This is a genomic window from Rhodoferax sp. (assembly GCF_013297935.1).
GTDB lineage: Bacteria > Pseudomonadota > Gammaproteobacteria > Burkholderiales > Burkholderiaceae_C > Allorhodoferax.
This window is the reverse complement of the sequence record NZ_JAAFIX010000001.1, coordinates 247,546-264,774: the sequence shown is the minus strand read 5'-3', so window position 1 is coordinate 264,774 and position 17,229 is coordinate 247,546. Positions and strand designations below refer to the sequence as shown.

Sequence of the window (17,229 nt, the reverse complement as noted above, 5' to 3'; positions counted from 1 at the left end):
ATGATGCAAGAACCAAGCAAGGGGTTTAACCTCTCCAAATGGGCGCTGGAGCATTCGGCGCTGACCCGTTATCTGATGATCGTGCTCATGCTCTTGGGGGCTGCAGCTTACTTCCAGCTCGGGCAGGATGAAGATCCGCCCTTCACCTTCCGCGCCATGGTGGTGCGCACCTATTGGCCGGGCGCTACCGCCCAGCAGGTGGCCGAGCAGGTCACCGACAAACTGGAGCGCACCCTGCAGGAGGTGCAATACGCCGACAAAATCCGCAGCTACTCCAAGCCGGGTGAGTCGCAGATCATTTTTCAGATCAAAGACTCCAGCAAGGGTAGCGAGGTCCCTAACGTCTGGTACAGCGTGCGCAAAAAGATCGGCGACATGCGGGGCACCTTGCCCCAAGGCGTGGTGGGCCCGTTTTTCAATGACGACTTCGGCGATGTGTATGGCGTGATCTACGCGCTGGAAGGCGAGGGCTTCAGCTACGCGGAGCTCAAAACCCTGGCGGACGATGTGCGCCAGCGCCTACTGCGGGTGCCCGATGTGGCCAAGGTCGAGCTGTTCGGCGCGCAAGACGAAAAACTCTACATCGAAATTTCACAAAAGCGCCTGGCCCAGCTGGGCCTGGACTTCAACCAGGTGTTGGCCCAGTTGGGCCAGCAGAACGCGGTGGAGTCTGCCGGCGCGGTGCAAACCCCACTGGACGTGGTGCAGGTGCGGGTGGGCGGCCAGTTCAATGCCGTGCAGCAGCTTGCCGACATGCCGATTCGCGGTGCCAGCGGTAACCAGTTCCGCCTGAAAGACATTGCCACCATCGGCAAGGGCTACGTAGATCCGCCCTCGGTCAAGGTGCACCACCAGGGCAAGGAGGTGATTGCACTCGGGGTCTCTATGGCCAAGGGCGGCGACATCATTGCGCTGGGGCACGCGCTGGAGAAGACGTTTGTGGGTGTCGAGAAAACGCTCCCCGCCGGTATCAAACTTGTGCAGTTGCAGGACCAGCCCAAATCGGTATCGACCTCGGTCAACGAGTTCGTGAAGGTGCTGATCGAGGCGGTCGTGATCGTGTTGGCAGTCAGTTTTATTGCGCTGGGTCTCCACACCAAAGCAGGGCAACCTTTCTGGAAGCGCTGGACGCTGGATGTGCGCCCGGGGCTGGTGGTGGGCATCACCATTCCACTGGTGCTGGCGGTGACCTTTCTGGGCATGTACTACTGGGGCATCGGCCTGCACAAGATCTCGCTGGGCTCGCTCATCATTGCGCTGGGCCTCCTGGTGGACGACGCCATCATTGCGGTAGAGATGATGGTGCGCAAAATGGAAGAGGGCTACGACAAGGTGCGCGCTGCTACCTTCGCCTACGAAGTGACCGCCATGCCCATGCTGACCGGGACCTTGATTACCGCAGTCGGCTTTTTGCCTATCGGCATGGCCAAGTCGGTGACGGGTGAATACACCTATGCGATTTTTGCGGTAACGGTGCTGGCCCTGATTTTGAGTTGGTTTGTATCGGTGTACTTTGTGCCTTACTTGGGCACCCTGCTCCTCAAGAGCCGCGACCACCACGGGGGCGAGTCCGCACACCAGGAACACTTTGATACGCCGTTCTACAACACCTTCCGCCGCATGGTGAACTGGTGTGTGCAGCACCGTTGGATTACCATTGGCGGAACCATTCTGGTGTTTGCGCTGGGCATTGTGGGCATGGGCAAAGTGCAGCAGCAGTTCTTTCCGGATTCCAGCCGTCCGGAGGTCTTGGTCGATATCTGGTTCCCAGAGGGCACTTCGTTTGCCAACAACCAGGCGGTCACCCAGCGGGTAGAAGCCCGCTTGATGCAGGAGCCAGGGGTGTCTGCCGTGAGCACCTGGATCGGATCGGGCGTGCCCCGCTTCTATTTGCCCCTGGACCAGGTGTTCCCGCAGACCAACGTGTCGCAGTTCATCATCATGCCGGTGGACTTGAAGGTGCGCGAGTCATTGCGTGTGAAGCTCCCGGCGCTGTTAGCTGCGGAGTTTCCTGAGGTGCGGGGGCGGGTGAAGCTCTTGCCTAACGGGCCACCGGTGCCGTACCCGGTGCAGTTCCGGGTGGTGGGCTCCGACCCGCTGGTGCTGCGCGACCGCGCGGACGAGGTAAAGGCCGCCATGCGCCAGAGCAGCAACACCCGGGGTGTTAATGACAACTGGAATGAGTCGGTCAAAGTGCTTCGCTTGGAAGTGGACCAAGACAAGGCACGTGCCTTGGGGGTCAGCAGCCAGAGCATTGCGCAAGCCGCCAAGACGCTCTCTACCGGAACCACCGTGGGGCAGTACCGTGAGGGTGACAAGCTGATCGACATCGTGCTGCGCCAGCCGCTCGACGAGCGGAACGCCATCACCGATATCGCCAATGCCTACCTGCCAACCAGTAGCGGCAAGTCGATCCCGATTACCCAGATCGCGAAACCGGTGTTCACTTGGGAGCCGGGCGTGATGTGGCGCGAAAACCGTGATTACGCCATTACGGTGCAAAGCGACATCGTGGAAGGCCTGCAGGGTGCCACCGTAACAGCCGAGCTCCAGCCCAAAATGAAAGAGCTGGAGGCGCAGTGGGCGGCCAAGGGCATCAATGGCTACCGCATTGAGGTCGCAGGCGCGGTGGAGGAGAGCTCCAAAGGCTCTGCGTCTATCGTGGCGGGTGTGCCGGTCATGTTGTTCCTGACCTTCACGCTGTTGATGCTGCAACTGCAGAGTTTCAGCCGGTCGGTGCTGGTGTTTATTACCGGGCCACTCGGTATCGCCGGTGTGGCGGGCGCCTTGATTCTGCTGGGACGACCCTTTGGCTTTGTAGCTTTGCTCGGGGTGATCGCGCTCATGGGCATGATTCAGCGCAATTCGGTGATTCTGATTGACCAGATTGAGCAGGACCGTGCTGCCGGTGTGCCAGCCTGGGAGGCCATTGTGGAGTCGGCAGTGCGCCGCTTGCGGCCGATTGTGCTGACGGCTGCGGCCGCGGTGCTGGCCATGATTCCCCTGTCGCGCTCAGTTTTCTGGGGCCCGATGGCGGTCGCCATCATGGGCGGACTGATCGTTGCCACGGTGCTGACCTTGCTGGCTTTGCCCGCCATGTATGCGGCCTGGTTCAGGGTAAAACGCGAGAATCCTGCGCTGACTTAAAAGAGGGGCCCGCTTGCAGGTTAAAATAGCGGGCTGACCGATTTCAAACGGGAAGTCTGGGTTGATGCAAGCGAGTCTTGCGAAGCTTCAGGCTCCCGTGTTTTGTTTTTTGCGCGGGTGGCGAAATTGGTAGACGCACCAGGTTTAGGTCCTGACGGTGGCAACACTGTGGGGGTTCGAGTCCCCCCCCGCGCACCAACCTTACTAAGCATCGATGCGATGCCGCAGGTGAAAGTCCTGCCATTCAATCATTAGGAGTAGACGATGGCCGTTACTGTAGAAACTCTGGAAAAGCTGGAGCGCAAGATCACTTTGACACTGCCCGTGGGCGTGATCCAGACCGAAGTTGACAGCCGTCTGCGCAAGTTGGCGCGCACCGTCAAGATGGACGGTTTCCGTCCCGGTAAGGTGCCCATGAATGTGGTTGCCCAGCGTTATGGCTACTCGGTTCATTACGAAGTTATGAACGACAAGGTGGGCGAGGCTTTTGCCACTGCCGCCAACGAAGCCAAGCTGCGCGTTGCAGGCCAGCCAAAGATTTCCGAAAACGAAACAGCACCCGAAGGTCAAATGGCTTTTGATGCGATTTTCGAAGTTTTCCCGGAAGTTAAGATCGCAGACCTGGCCGGCGCCGAAGTTGAAAAACTCACCGCCGATGTGACAGAAGAAGCCATCGACAAGACCATCGAAATCCTGCGCAAGCAGCGTCGGACCTTTGCTCAGCGCGCCCAAGACGCCGCCGCGCAGGACACTGACCGTGTGACTGTGGATTTCGAAGGCAAGATTGACGGCGAAACTTTCGCCGGTGGCAAGGCCTCTGATTTCCAGTTCATCCTGGGTGACGGCCAAATGCTCAAGGAATTCGAAGACGCAACCCGCGGCATGAAGTTCGGCGAAAGCAAGACTTTCCCCTTGGCGTTCCCCGCTGACTACCACGGCAAAGACGTGGCAGGTAAGACTGCTGATTTCATGGTGACTCTGAAGAAGCTCGAAGCCGCCAACTTGCCCGAAGTCAATGCAGACTTGGCGAAGTCCTTGGGTATTGCCGAAGGCACCGTTGAGGCTTTGCGCGCAGACATTCGCAAGAACTTGGAGCGCGAAGTGAAGCACCGCTTGCTGGCTCGTAACAAGCAAGCTGCCATGGACGCATTGGTTGCCAAGGCTGAGCTTGACCTGCCGAAGTCCAGCGTGCAAGCTGAGTTGGACCGCATGGTGGAGAGCGCTCGCGCCGACCTCAAGCAACGTGGTATCAAGGACGCTGACAAAGCGCCTATCCCCGACGACATCTTCCGTCCCCAAGCTGAGCGCCGTGTGCGCTTGGGCCTGGTGGTTGCAGAGTTGGTTCGTTCGAACGACCTCGCGGCCAAGCCGGAGCAAATCAAAGCCCACGTCGAAGAGCTGGCTGCCAGCTACGAGAAGCCTGCTGACGTGATCCGTTGGTACTACGGCGACAACCGTCGCATGGCCGAGGTGGAGGCTGTTGTGATTGAAAACAACGTGACCGAATTCATCTTGGGCAAGGCCAAGGTCTCTGACAAGGCTGTGTCCTTCGACGAACTGATGGGTCAGAACTAAAGCATCGAGCGGGCGCATTCTTTGCGTCTTCGTGAAATGGGGCTTGCGCGGGACTTGCAGTCCAGCGTCTAAGCCCCATTTGCATTTTGGCCTTGTCTTTTTCGGTAAAGTTACACCCTACATCTTGGAGAGTTTATGAACGTGAAATACGGAATGTCCGGCGCAATGGAAACCCAGGCTTTGGGAATGGTGCCCATGGTCATCGAGCAATCGGGTCGTGGTGAGCGTTCGTACGACATCTACTCCCGGCTCTTGAAAGAGCGCGTTATCTTTCTGGTGGGGCCCGTGAATGACCAGACCGCCAATTTGGTGGTGGCTCAGTTGCTGTTCTTGGAGAGCGAAAACCCTGATAAGGACATCTCGTTCTACATCAATTCCCCGGGCGGCTCCGTAAGTGCCGGCATGGCCATTTATGACACCATGAACTTCATCAAGCCCGATGTCTCGACGCTGTGCACCGGCATGGCCGCAAGCATGGGAGCCTTTTTGTTGGCAGCGGGTGCCAAAGGCAAGCGATTCTCTTTGCCTAACTCCAAGGTCATGATCCACCAGCCTTTGGGTGGAACCCAAGGCCAGGCCACAGAAATCGAAATTCATGCCCGCGAGATTTTGAAGACCCGTGAGCAGCTGAATAAGATTCTGGCGGAACGCACCGGTCAGCCCCTGGAAAAGATCGAGCGGGATACCGAGCGCGATTACTACCTTTCTGCTGATGAAGCGAAAGAGTATGGCCTGGTGGATCAAGTGATCGCCAAGCGCCCTTGAGTTGACGGGCCCGGGCCCCTCCGAAACGGTGCCTCTCCTGCGGAGATGCACCGTTTTCATTTGGTTATCATTGCTTAACTTAGCGAAAAAAGGCACTCATCCATGGCCGAGAAAAAAGGCTCAACCAGCGAAAAAACCCTGTATTGCTCTTTTTGTGGAAAGAGTCAGCACGAGGTGAAGAAGCTCATTGCTGGACCGTCCGTTTTTGTGTGTGACGAGTGCATTGATTTGTGCAACGAAATCATCCGCGATGAGTTGCCTGCAACGACTGAAAATAAAGAGTCCAAATCGGACCTGCCGACTCCGGCAGACATCAAGGCCAATCTCGACAACTATGTGATCGGCCAAGAGCCGGCCAAGCGTACGTTGGCTGTGGCGGTTTACAACCATTACAAGCGCCTCAAGCACAAAGAAAAAGCCAAGAAAGACGATGTGGAGCTCGCCAAGAGCAACATTTTGTTGATCGGGCCGACAGGCTCCGGCAAGACGCTTCTAGCCCAGACACTGGCTCGAATGTTGGACGTGCCTTTTGTGATGGCCGACGCCACTACATTGACTGAAGCGGGTTATGTCGGCGAAGACGTCGAAAACATCGTGTTGAAGCTGCTGCAGAGCTGCAACTACGACGTAGACCGTGCACAGCGCGGAATTGTCTACATCGATGAAATTGACAAAATTTCTCGTAAGTCTGACAACCCATCCATCACTCGTGATGTGTCCGGCGAGGGCGTTCAGCAGGCCTTGCTCAAGCTCATAGAAGGCACGATGGCGAGCGTTCCCCCCCAAGGCGGACGCAAGCATCCGAACCAGGATTTCGTGCAAATCGATACCACCAACATTCTGTTTATTTGCGGCGGAGCGTTCGCAGGCTTGGAGAAGGTAATCGGTAACAGGACCGAGTCTTCGGGCATCGGTTTTGGCGCTGCCGTGAAGAGCAAACAGCAGCGGTCTTTGACGGAAGTGTTCAAGGAAGTTGAGCCTGAAGATTTGATTAAATTCGGACTTATTCCCGAGCTGGTGGGTCGTATGCCGGTGGTCGCTACCCTCGCCGAGCTGACGGAAGACGCTTTGGTTCAGATTTTGACTGAGCCAAAGAACGCGCTGGTGAAGCAATATGCCAAGCTGCTGGCTATGGAGGGAGCTGAGCTTGAAATCAGGCCTGCTGCCCTGAAGGCTATCGCCAAGCGGGCCTTGGTCCGCAAAACCGGTGCCCGTGGTCTGCGTTCCATTCTTGAGCAGTCTTTGATTGACACGATGTACGAGCTGCCCAACGCCGGCAACGTGGAGCGTGTCGTGGTGGATGAGTCCACCATTGAAGAAAACAAGCCCCCCTTGATGGTTTATCGCGAGTCTGCCAAGAAGGCCTAAAACCTCAATACCCCCATTCACCCGATAAGCACGGTGTTTGGGGGCATTCAAGTCAGCTTACTGTGAGCTTTGTTTTTTCATAATGGGCTCGTACTTGTAATCCGGGCAACCCGGTCCATATTCAACAGGTAACGTAAAGGTTTTCCTATGTCTGGCCATATTCCCTTGCCTGCCTCCCCCTTAGATCTTCCTTTGTTGCCTCTGCGGGATGTCGTTGTGTTTCCGCACATGGTGATTCCATTGTTTGTCGGCCGCCCCAAGAGCATCAAGGCTCTGGAAGCCGCGATGGAGGCTGAACGCCGCATCATGCTGGTGGCACAGAAAGCAGCCGCCAAAGACGATCCCTTGGTGACCGATATGTTTGATGTGGGCTGCGTGTCCACCATTCTTCAAATGTTGAAGCTTCCCGACGGGACCGTGAAGGTTCTGGTTGAAGGTCATCAGCGTGCCAAGGTAAACAGTATTGCCGAAGGCGAGTCTCACTTTACGGCGAATATCACCCCGATTGAGGTGCTTTCGGCTGCAGGCGACGCCGGGCGCAAGGCGGGCAGTGAGGTGGAAGCGTTGCGCCGTGCTGTGATGCAGCAGTTTGATCAGTACGTCAAATTGAACAAAAAAATTCCGCCGGAAATTTTGACATCCATCTCCAGTATTGATGATCCGGGCCGTCTTGCCGACACCATTGCCGCCCACCTTCCCCTGAAGCTCGACAGCAAACAAGCCATCTTGAGCCTTCCTGAGGTCAAGGACCGTTTGGAGAGCCTGTTTGAGCAAATTGAGCACGAAGTTGACATCCTGAATGTCGACAAGAAGATCCGTGGCCGTGTGAAGCGTCAGATGGAGAAAAACCAGCGAGACTTTTATTTGAATGAGCAGGTTAAAGCCATTCAGAAAGAGCTTGGCGAGGGTGAAGATGGCGCTGATATCGAAGAAATAGAGAAAAAGATCAAATCGGCCAAGATGCCGAAAGAAGCTTTGAAGAAGGCTGAGGCGGAGCTCAAAAAGCTCAAGCTGATGTCTCCGATGTCGGCCGAAGCTACGGTCGTTCGCAACTACATAGAAGTGTTAACGGGTCTACCTTGGGCAGCCAAGACCAAGATCAAGCACAACTTACTCAATGCTGAAAATGTGTTGAATGAAGACCACTATGGTCTCGATAAAGTTAAAGACCGAATCCTCGAATATCTTGCGGTTCAACAAAGGGTGGACAAGGTAAAGGCTCCGATCCTGTGCCTGGTGGGGCCACCGGGTGTGGGTAAGACGTCATTGGGGCAAAGCATCGCAAAAGCCACCGGACGCAAATACGTTCGCATGGCCTTAGGGGGCATGCGGGATGAGGCGGAAATCAGGGGTCACCGTCGTACCTACATTGGAGCCATGCCGGGTAAGGTCCTGCAAAGTTTGTCGAAAGTCGGTACCCGCAACCCGCTATTTTTGCTGGACGAAATCGATAAGTTGGGCACAGACTTCCGCGGCGACCCGAGCAGCGCATTGCTGGAGGTCTTAGATCCCGAGCAAAACAGCAAGTTTGGTGACCACTACGTAGAAGTGGACTACGACTTGAGCGATGTCATGTTTGTTGCGACATCGAATTCAATGAATATTCCTCCGGCTTTGTTGGACCGTATGGAGGTAATTCGCCTTTCCGGTTATACAGAGGACGAGAAGACGAACATTGCAATCACTTATTTGCTGCCAAAGCAGATGAAGAACAATGGTGTAAAGGATTCTGAGCTATCGGTGACGGAAGATGCGGTAAGAGACATCGTCCGCTATTACACCCGGGAGGCGGGCGTGCGTTCCTTGGAGCGTGAGCTGTCCAAGATATGCCGGAAGGTCGTGAAAGGGCTCTTGCTGAAGAAAATGCAAGCCCAGGTTGTGGTGACAGCAGACAACCTGAACGACTTCTTGGGTGTGAGGCGCTATACCTACGGCCGCGCAGAGCAGCAAAACCAAGTGGGACAAGTTGTAGGGTTGGCCTGGACCGAGGTGGGTGGAGATTTGCTCACTATTGAAGCCGCATTGACACCAGGTAAGGGTGTCATTACCCGTACCGGTTCACTTGGTGACGTGATGAAGGAGTCGGTTGAAGCTGCCCGTACGGTGGTACGCAGTCGCGCACGTCGCCTGGGTATCAAGGATGAGATCTTTGAGAAAAAAGATATCCACATCCACGTTCCTGATGGGGCGACTCCTAAAGACGGACCTAGTGCAGGTGCGGCCATGGCAACAGCCTTTGTTTCTGCCTTGACGGGAATACCTGTGCGGGGCGACGTTGCCATGACCGGAGAAATCACGCTCCGAGGGGAGGTGACCGAGATCGGCGGACTTAAGGAAAAACTCTTGGCGGCATTGCGTGGTGGGATCAAGACGGTGTTGATCCCCGAGCAAAATGCAAAGGACCTGCAGGATATTCCTGAAAACGTGAAGAATGGACTCGAGATCGTGCCAGTGCGTTGGATTGACAAGGTACTTGAGCTTGCATTGGAGTCGCAGCCTGTGGCGCTGCCTGATGAAGAGCCTGCAACTCCGGCTGTGTCTGAAGTGCCAAAGGATGTTGTCTCTTCACCCGTCAAGCATTGAACGGAAAGCCTTAGGAAAAAAACTACGCCTTCGAAATTGCGCCTCAAAAAGACGCTATAATTTGAGGCTTAGAACGCGGGAATAGCTCAGTTGGTAGAGCGCAACCTTGCCAAGGTTGAGGTCGAGAGTTCGAGACTCTTTTCCCGCTCCAATTCCGAAAAAGGGAAGCAAAAGCTTCCCTTTTTCATTCTGCAGGTAATCTGTGGACTCGGTTAGTGGCGCGGTAGCAAAGCGGTTATGCCCCGGATTGCAAATCCGGTTAGTCCGGTTCGACTCCGGACCGCGCCTCCAGATTTATCTGGTTTAAATGCCCTGTCGGCCTCGGTTGATAGGGCATTTTTGTTTGACAATAGACACCCGTGCCTGAGTGGTGAAATAGGTAGACACATCGGACTTAAAATCCGCCGCTTCGTGAATAACGGGCGTACCGGTTCGATTCCGGTCTCAGGCACCATTTTTTTCTAGTCTTATGTCACGATTCAACGCCTCGTTCGAAATTCACGTACACGGCCAAGTCGTGTTGCGGCAGGAGGTTACTTATCTCCAAATTCAGGAAGCCTTGAAGCCGCTCTGGCGCTACGCCGGCTCTAAGTCTCTAGCCGATGCCGCCAAGAGCAGCTATGAGGACGAGCCCGGGATCCACCTCAATCCGCACGAACACATTCTCCAGATGTGCTGGACCGTCCCCGGAGAGGATGACTTCAGGCAAGCCTTGGACGAGGTTTGCATGAATTTGAATGACTTAGCCTCCGCCGGTGCCGCGATTGAAGTCACCTTCTATGACGCTGAGTTCGACGAAGAAGATGCCTCGCCCGGTACTGAGTCACGGGACGATTTTGTGATGTTGTTTGTGGGTCCTGACCCGGCAGCCATCATGCAGGTGCAGCGTGACATCCTTGTACAGGATATGGTGAACCTGATGGAGCGTCATTTCGACGGCGCCGAATTGGGTGGCGTAGTTGCGGAAATTGACAAGTTGTTTTCCCAGCGGTTTGATGATCTGGTGAACTCTTTGGAGATTGGTAAACCACCGCGCGGATCGGGTGGCCCAGCGTCGGGACATGGCGGGGGACGCAAGCCCCGGCACCTGCATTGAAAGCTCATTCTTGCGCTCAAAATCGCCATTTGTCCTATACTGAAATCAACGTGTAAGTCTTTAAAAGTTGATTCTTCGGTTAGTTGGTATAGGCCCTTTTTGCAGGTTGTCATGCTCAAAAAAATCACCGTTGATCAACTTGTCCTCGGCATGCATCTCAAGGAATTTTGTGGCTCTTGGATGGAGCATCCGTTCTGGCGTTCCGGCTTCGTGATTACAGACCCGAAAGATTTGGTCACCATTCGCGCAAGTGCGATTCGCGAAGTCTGGATTGATTGCAGCAAAGGGCTCGATGTACCGGCTGGTGAAACAGCGGTTTCCGAATCAGAGTCTGATGACTTAGTTGAGGCCGAGCTTCGGGAAGCGGTTGCGACCCAAAGGGATGTGTCACCAGTTTCTGTAAGTGAGGAGCTGGCCCGTGCTGCCAAAATCTGTAATCAGTCACGGCAGGCCGTCATGTCGATGTTTGAAGAGGCCAGAATGGGCAAGACGGTCGACGCAGGTGGGGCCAAGCAGCTGGTTCAAGAGATTGCCGACTCGGTCTCCCGCAACCCCGGCGCGTTGATCAGTTTGGCCCGCCTCAAAACAGCAGACGATTACACCTACATGCATTCTGTTGCCGTATGCGCAATGATGGTAGCACTCGGGAAACAGCTGGGTTTGAGTGAAGAAGCCACCCGCTCAGCGGGTGTAGCCGGCTTGATGCACGACCTCGGCAAGGCTGCTATGCCCATGGATGTATTGAACAAGCCCGGTAAGTTAACCGATGCCGAGTTTGCCATTATCAAAACTCACCCGGTGGAAGGCTATCGACTTTTAGAGGGGGGCTCCGGAGTCGATCCTATGGTGATGGATGTTTGCCTTCACCACCACGAGAAAATAGATGGTTCAGGTTACCCGAAGGGACTTAAGGGTGATGAGATCAGCCTTTTTGCCAAAATGGGGGCCGTGTGCGATGTCTACGATGCAATCACTTCTAACCGGCCTTACAAGGCTGGATGGGACCCTGCCGAGTCCTTGCGAAAAATGGCGGAGTGGGCGAGTGGCCATTTCGATGGAAAAGTATTTCAAGCCTTCGTGAAGAGCTTGGGGATATACCCCATCGGATCCTTGGTGCGCCTGAGCTCCGGACGGTTGGGTGTCGTGATTGAGCAGACTGCCAAGTCACTCACCACGCCCAGTGTAAAAGTCTTTTATTCGACCAAGTCGGAAATGCGGATTGTTCCCGAAGTGGTCGATTTGTCGCGCCCGGGTACGGTGGAAAAAATAGTAGGTCGCGAAGATCCTGCTAAATGGAAATTCTCAGACCTGGACGAACTCTGGTCAGGTATTCCACGCTAAGTGTCATAGGCGGGGGCATTGAGCCCCGTTGTGTGATCAGCAGCCGCGTGTGACCGGCATTTCGACTGGCTGCGCAGCAGCGGCGTACTTCCCCAGCTCCATTTTTGCAATCGCATTGCGGTGGACTTCATCGGGGCCATCGGCAAACCGCAATGTGCGCGCACAGGTATAAGCGTATGCGAGCGGAAAGTCATCGCACATTCCGCCACCGCCGTGAGCTTGCATCGCCCAGTCAATGACGTCGCATGCCATGTTGGGGGCCACCACCTTGATCATCGCGATTTCGGTTTTCGCAAATTTGTTGCCACCTACATCCATCATCCAAGCGGCCTTGAGGGTCAGGAGGCGGGCCATGTCAATTTTGCAGCGGGCTTCGGCAACGCGTTCTTGGGTGACTGTCTGCGCCGCTATCGGTTTGCCGAAGGTCACGCGAGCGCTCGCCCGCTTGCACATGAGTTCTAGCGCACGCTCTGCAAGACCAATGAGTCTCATGCAGTGATGAATGCGCCCCGGACCAAGTCGGCCCTGTGCGATTTCAAAGCCGCGCCCCTCGCCCAAAAGGATATTGGAGGCCGGAACACGTACATTGTCGAAGATCATTTCCATATGTCCGTGCGGCGCATCGTCATAACCAAACACGTTCAGTGGCCTGATGATTCGAATGCCGGGTGTGTCGGCAGGTACGAGCGCCATGCTTTGCTGCGAATGCCGCGCTGCCGTAGGGTCTGTTTTCCCCATGGTGATGTAGACCGCGCAGCGCGGGTCACCGGCCCCTGAAATCCACCATTTGCGACCATTGATAACATAGTCGTCACCATCACGTTCGATTTTTGTTTCAATATTGGTCGCATCACTTGAGGCGACGGCAGGCTCGGTCATCGCGAAGGCTGATCGAATTTCGCCAGCCAGCAGTGGTTTCAGCCAACGTTGCTTGGCTTCTTCGGAGCCGTAACGTGCAATGGTTTCCATGTTGCCTGTGTCGGGTGCGGAGCAATTGAATACTTCGCTGGACCACATGACGCGCCCCATGATCTCGGCGAGCGGCGCGTACTCTTGATTTGTCAGCCCGGCCCCATGGAAGCCTGCTGCTTCAGCACTGTCAACCGGCAGGAATAGGTTCCACAGCCCTGCCTCTTTGGCTTTCACTTTCAGTGATTCAATAGTCTGCAAGGGCGTCCATCGCTTACCTGCCGCAGTGTTGCTTTCGATCTCTTTTTGATAAGCACTTTCAGCCGGATAAATGTGATCCTCCATGAACTGAAGAAGACGTTTTTGCAAGGCTTGCGTTTTGGGTGAATAGTCAAAGTCCATGGGATCTCCGTGGGGTTAAAGTCAGAGGCTTCAAGTGCGGTTGGCAAATTCCCACGCCAAGCGTGCGAGTGGGCGCGCTCCGGCTGCGGATGCCAGAGCTTGTGCGCTAGAGGCCGTGCCGGCCTCAATGCGTTTGGCGATGCCCTGCAAGATCGCAGCGATCCGAAACATGTTGTATGCCATGTAAAAGTTCCAGTCTTCTCGCAATTGATCCGGACTGGCGAGGCCGGTTCTTTCGCAATACTTTGAGATGTACTCTTCTTCTGAGGGGATCCCCAGCGCAGACAAATCAAGACCGTGTATGCCTCTAAAGTCCCCCGGGGGAATATGCCAAGCCATGCAGTGATAGCTGAAGTCTGCCAAGGGGTGGCCTAGCGTTGACAGTTCCCAATCGAGCACTCCAATGACCTTTGGTGCATCCGGGGCAAACATGAGGTTGTCCAGGCGGTAATCACCGTGTACAACGCTTACCAGGCTGTCGTTGCGAGCCATTGCTGGAATATGGGCCGGCAGCCACTCAATCAGCTTTTCCATCTCTGGAATGGCTTGGGTTACCGAAGCCAGATACTGCTTGCTCCAGCGTGCGATCTGCCGGTCAAAGTAGTTGCCGGGTTTCCCATAAGAGGCCAAGCCGCAATCTTGAAATCGCACCGTGTGCAACTCCGCAATGACCCGGTTCATTTCGTCGTAAATTGAAGCACGTTCCGTCGGAGTCATGCCCGGTAAAGATTGGTCCCACAGGACCCGTCCCTGCATGTATTCCATGACATAAAACGCCCTGCCGATCACTGACTCATCTTCGCAAAGAGAGAGCATTTCAGGCACAGGAACACCGCTGCCCTTGAGTCCTCGCATCACCAGAAATTCACGCTCGATCGCATGGGCAGATGGAAGCAATTTCGCCACAGGCCCGGGTTTCGCCCGCATGACATAGCTACGGGACGGTGTGTTCAGCTTAAAAGTCGGATTGGACTGCCCGCCTTTGAACATTTCAATACTCAGGGGACCCTGGTAGCCCGGGACGTTGCTATTCAGCCAGGCTTCGAGAGCGACTTCGTCCATGGCATGGGCAGCGCCCACGCTCCGAGTGCCGATAAATTGGTCGAATGGGGTCATTGGGGTTGCGGGCTCTTTTGTTTAGATATCTGACTCAATGACACGCATCAAGGCGGCGCGGTCACGAATCACCAAGCCGCCGGGCTCGATCCTGATAGTGTCCTCACGTTCCATCGCTTTAAGCTCTTGGTTCACGCGCTGACGCGATGCGCCGAGCAATTGGGCCAACTCTTCTTGTGCCAGTTGGAGTCCGATCCGGACCTCACTCCCATCACTCAGAGAGGGAACACCGTAGCTGCGCACCAAGTGAAGTAGTTGCTTGGCCAGTCGCGCGCGCAGAGGAAGCGTGTTCAGGTCTTCCACCAAGCCGTATAGTTGACGGATGCGACGGGCATGCAGTCGCAGCATGGCTTCATACAGCTCGACATGGGTTGCCAGGATTTTTTTAAAATCGGCTTTAGCTACGCACAGGACGGTACTGTCCCCATGGGCATACGCATCATGGGTGCGGCGGTCGCCGTCAAAAATAGATACGTCGCCGAACCAAATGCCCGGCTCTACATAGGTGAGGGTAATTTGTTTGCCGGAAATCGAGGTGGAGCTCACGCGAACGGCCCCTTTGGCGCAGGCAATCCACTCCTCGGGCGGCTCGCCGCGTGCAGCAATCAGATCGCCATCACGGTAACGTTTCACATAGGCACAACGCAGAATGTCATGCCGCAATGAGGGGGATAGGGTTGAAAACCAGCGGCCCCCGTTAATCGCAGAGCGCTCTTCAATGGTTAGGATAGGTTCGTCCATGGGATGCTGATACGTTGGCTGGTGTGCAGTCGCGTTGATGAGATTGTGGGGCTACACGGTAGGTCTTTGGCTTGGGGTTGTCTCCTGTGTGTCTGTGCCGCAGGGCGATAGTTGCTGGCGCGAACCTTGCTGATGACTTGTGAGAGAATGATTTGTAACAATGAATTCTGTTTTTAAACTTAAAAGCGTTGCCTTGGGTGCGCTCTTGCTTGCCGTGTCAATGAGCAGCGGAGCTTTAACTCTTGGGCGAGCCCGCGGTGCGGCGTTGATCGCGCAACCACTGAATCTCTCCATTTCCGTCACCGCCGCGGCGGATGAGGATGTGAGCGAGGTGTGCTTTGAGGCGGACGTTTTTTATGGAGAAAACAAGGTCGAGGGAAGTCGAGTAACACTCACTACCGATAAACCCGTTGCCGGACAGACCTGGCAAGTGCGAATAGCCTCACGCTTGCCGGTAGATGAGCCAGTCGTCACCGTTTATTTGCGGTCAACATGCGTAAGTAAAAGCTCGCGGCGTTTTGTGCTGCTGGCAGATGTGGCGTCAGATGCCGTTCCTATAAATGCCCTGACCTCTTTGCCTCAAGCGCCCGTCGTGCCAGCACGCGTTGAACCTCTGGCTGCGCGGCCTGCGGCAGATGCATCGGCTGTCAGTGCTGCAGCTATCCCGGGCACTAAATCCACGAGCGGCGCCGCAAAGCCAGCAGCGAAACGTTCAACCCAGCTGCCAACTTCGCCGGTTGAAAAAGCCGAGAAAAGCAAGCCACGCCTCAAGTTAGCGCCTATTGACCTGTCGGTGGAGCGAGACCCTGCCTTAAGGACAACCCCTGAGCTTTTAAGCGCGCCTGTTGAAGATTCCCAGAAGCGGCTGGAAGCAGCAGCACTCTGGCGAGCGTTGAACCTGTCCCCGGAAGATGTGCTGAAAGATGCCGCGCGGCTCCAGGCCATGGAATCAGACATCCAGAAGCTCAATGGAGCTGCAGGCGCCAACCAACGTCAACTGCAAGAGTTGTTGGGTCGTATTACCCAGGCTGAAAGTGAGCGGTACCACAATCCAGTGGTCTATGGTCTCGGTGGCCTTGTCCTTTTGCTGATTGGCGGAGGAGCGTGGTTCATTTTGCGGCAGTCGCGCAATAGCAGTGCTGAGGGTACGTGGTGGCGGGCTGACGGGGTTGGCGAAGCTGTTGACCAGCGTACGCCTTCGGACCCTCTCCTTGGGGCTACTGTGGCGTTGGATCAGCCTGTGTTCAACCCTGACGCAACGACACCCAATCTGGTCGTGAAGCCGGGCCATGCCAATCAAAGCGCCGATCATCAAGGCGTGGATATTGATCTAGACCTCGATTTGTCAGCAGGCTATGAGCAAAGTGCCGCAAGTCCAGCCGCGAAAATGGCTTCTGCCTTCGGCAGTCATGACGAAGAACGACATTCACGACCGACAGGAATGAGGGACTTCTCGCCCAGCATGTCGGGTAGTTTGCGGGCGGTGAACACTCAGGAAATGATCGATGTCCGCCAGCAGGCAGAATTTTTCATGACGCTGGGGCAATACGACGAGGCCATTTCCCTTTTGGAGGGGCACGCAAGTGACTCACTGGATCTCAACCCTTTGGTTTACCTGGACTTGCTGCGGATATTCCATACGTTGAGCCGCAAAGAGCAATTCGACCGCTACAGGGAGGAGTTCAATGCGGTATTCACGGGTCAGGTCCCCGAGTACGCGGCGTTCCTCCAGCAGGGTGGAAGTCTGGAAAACTATCCAGAATTCTGTGAGCACCTGGTTTCTCTCTGGCCAAGCAGGGAAGGCCTAGAGTTCATTGAGTCCTACCTAGTGCAGAAGCCGGATGGGCCCGCTTCAGTGCGCTTCGATCTCGATGTGTTCAAGGATTTGTTGCTCTTGCATGCGGTTTGCAAGCGTTTGGTCAACGCCTTGGATGGCTCTCCCGCTTCTTTCAGTGCAACAAGGCCACCAGTGCGGGTTGCGGATGGGTTTCACACAGGGGCTAGCCCGATATCTGTTGTAGCTCCCGATGCCGGTGGTTTAGGATCCGAGGTGGACTTTGAGTTGGATATATCCGAAGCCACACCAAGCATGAACGTGGGCGAAGCGAACAACCTCATTGACTTCGATTTGCCAAGCTCCTTTGCGGACAAGCCTCCTCGCTAAAGGCTTGCGGCTTCCTGCGAGG

At 55.5% G+C, this 17,229-nt stretch carries 11 protein-coding genes and 4 tRNA genes; 12 read left to right on the top strand and 3 right to left on the bottom strand.

The features are described from left to right. The 11 genes from QZW03_RS01295 (at nt 1) to QZW03_RS01245 (ending at nt 11,875) form a co-directional block, all read left to right on the top strand. Complete coding sequence (locus tag QZW03_RS01295; RefSeq protein ID WP_296507606.1) at nt 1–3,147, top strand: efflux RND transporter permease subunit; 3,147 nt, start codon at nt 1–3, stop codon at nt 3,145–3,147. 111 nt (nt 3,148–3,258) lie between these two features. Next, a tRNA-Leu gene (locus QZW03_RS01290) sits at nt 3,259–3,345 on the top strand. A 66-nt stretch (nt 3,346–3,411) separates the two neighbouring features. Beyond that, on the top strand, nt 3,412–4,722 hold the full coding sequence (gene tig, locus QZW03_RS01285; protein WP_296507605.1) for a trigger factor: 1,311 nt from the start codon (nt 3,412–3,414) through the stop codon (nt 4,720–4,722). Nucleotides 4,723–4,857: 135 nt separating this feature from the next. Then, the gene (gene clpP, locus QZW03_RS01280; RefSeq protein ID WP_255413700.1) at nt 4,858–5,487 is read left to right on the top strand and encodes an ATP-dependent Clp endopeptidase proteolytic subunit ClpP; all 630 of its coding nucleotides are present in this window, start codon (nt 4,858–4,860) and stop codon (nt 5,485–5,487) included. A 102-nt stretch (nt 5,488–5,589) separates the two neighbouring features. Beyond that, on the top strand, nt 5,590–6,855 hold the full coding sequence (gene clpX / locus QZW03_RS01275) for an ATP-dependent Clp protease ATP-binding subunit ClpX (protein ID WP_296507602.1): 1,266 nt from the start codon (nt 5,590–5,592) through the stop codon (nt 6,853–6,855). Between the two features lie 147 nt (nt 6,856–7,002). Beyond that, complete coding sequence (gene lon / locus QZW03_RS01270; RefSeq protein ID WP_296507601.1) at nt 7,003–9,438, top strand: endopeptidase La; 2,436 nt, start codon at nt 7,003–7,005, stop codon at nt 9,436–9,438. Between the two features lie 75 nt (nt 9,439–9,513). Next, nucleotides 9,514–9,589 (top strand) — tRNA-Gly (locus QZW03_RS01265). A 66-nt stretch (nt 9,590–9,655) separates the two neighbouring features. Continuing rightward, nucleotides 9,656–9,729, top strand: a tRNA-Cys gene (locus QZW03_RS01260). A 70-nt stretch (nt 9,730–9,799) separates the two neighbouring features. Then, nucleotides 9,800–9,892 (top strand) — tRNA-Leu (locus QZW03_RS01255). 15 nt (nt 9,893–9,907) lie between these two features. Then, nucleotides 9,908–10,534: a DUF6806 family protein gene (locus tag QZW03_RS01250; protein WP_296507600.1), complete on the top strand. Its 627-nt coding sequence runs from the start codon at nt 9,908–9,910 to the stop codon at nt 10,532–10,534. A 111-nt stretch (nt 10,535–10,645) separates the two neighbouring features. Further along, entirely contained in the window at nt 10,646–11,875 is a 1,230-nt protein-coding gene (locus QZW03_RS01245) for an HD-GYP domain-containing protein (RefSeq protein ID WP_296507599.1), read from the top strand. A 36-nt stretch (nt 11,876–11,911) separates the two neighbouring features. Here QZW03_RS01245 and QZW03_RS01240 read toward each other — a convergent pair whose 3' ends face one another. The 3 genes from QZW03_RS01240 to QZW03_RS01230 are packed head-to-tail and all read right to left on the bottom strand — an operon-like array spanning nt 11,912 to nt 15,043. After that, nucleotides 11,912–13,186, bottom strand: a complete 1,275-nt coding sequence (locus QZW03_RS01240; RefSeq protein ID WP_296507597.1) for an acyl-CoA dehydrogenase family protein — start codon at nt 13,184–13,186, stop codon at nt 11,912–11,914. A gap of 30 nt (nt 13,187–13,216) precedes the next feature. Further along, on the bottom strand, nt 13,217–14,302 hold the full coding sequence (locus QZW03_RS01235) for a phosphotransferase (RefSeq protein WP_296507595.1): 1,086 nt from the start codon (nt 14,300–14,302) through the stop codon (nt 13,217–13,219). A 21-nt stretch (nt 14,303–14,323) separates the two neighbouring features. Beyond that, nucleotides 14,324–15,043, bottom strand: a complete 720-nt coding sequence (locus tag QZW03_RS01230; protein WP_296507593.1) for a Crp/Fnr family transcriptional regulator — start codon at nt 15,041–15,043, stop codon at nt 14,324–14,326. Nucleotides 15,044–15,203: 160 nt separating this feature from the next. Between QZW03_RS01230 and QZW03_RS01225 the strand changes: the two genes are divergently transcribed. Then, nucleotides 15,204–17,207 (top strand): hypothetical protein, encoded by a 2,004-nt coding sequence (locus tag QZW03_RS01225; protein ID WP_296507591.1) that lies wholly within the window; start codon nt 15,204–15,206, stop codon nt 17,205–17,207. Nucleotides 17,208–17,229: the final 22 nt, after the last annotated feature.

Bases quoted from the DNA above. Each gene is read 5' to 3' on its own strand.
- QZW03_RS01295 (WP_296507606.1), top strand. From the start codon at position 1: ATGATGCAAGAACCAAGCAAGGGGTTTAACCTCTCCAAATGGGCGCTG.
- tig (WP_296507605.1), top strand. From the start codon at position 3,412: ATGGCCGTTACTGTAGAAACTCTGGAAAAGCTGGAGCGCAAGATCACT.
- clpP (WP_255413700.1), top strand. From the start codon at position 4,858: ATGAACGTGAAATACGGAATGTCCGGCGCAATGGAAACCCAGGCTTTG.
- clpX (WP_296507602.1), top strand. From the start codon at position 5,590: ATGGCCGAGAAAAAAGGCTCAACCAGCGAAAAAACCCTGTATTGCTCT.
- lon (WP_296507601.1), top strand. From the start codon at position 7,003: ATGTCTGGCCATATTCCCTTGCCTGCCTCCCCCTTAGATCTTCCTTTG.
- QZW03_RS01250 (WP_296507600.1), top strand. From the start codon at position 9,908: ATGTCACGATTCAACGCCTCGTTCGAAATTCACGTACACGGCCAAGTC.
- QZW03_RS01245 (WP_296507599.1), top strand. From the start codon at position 10,646: ATGCTCAAAAAAATCACCGTTGATCAACTTGTCCTCGGCATGCATCTC.
- QZW03_RS01240 (WP_296507597.1), bottom strand. From the start codon at position 13,186: ATGGACTTTGACTATTCACCCAAAACGCAAGCCTTGCAAAAACGTCTT.
- QZW03_RS01235 (WP_296507595.1), bottom strand. From the start codon at position 14,302: ATGACCCCATTCGACCAATTTATCGGCACTCGGAGCGTGGGCGCTGCC.
- QZW03_RS01230 (WP_296507593.1), bottom strand. From the start codon at position 15,043: ATGGACGAACCTATCCTAACCATTGAAGAGCGCTCTGCGATTAACGGG.
- QZW03_RS01225 (WP_296507591.1), top strand. From the start codon at position 15,204: ATGAATTCTGTTTTTAAACTTAAAAGCGTTGCCTTGGGTGCGCTCTTG.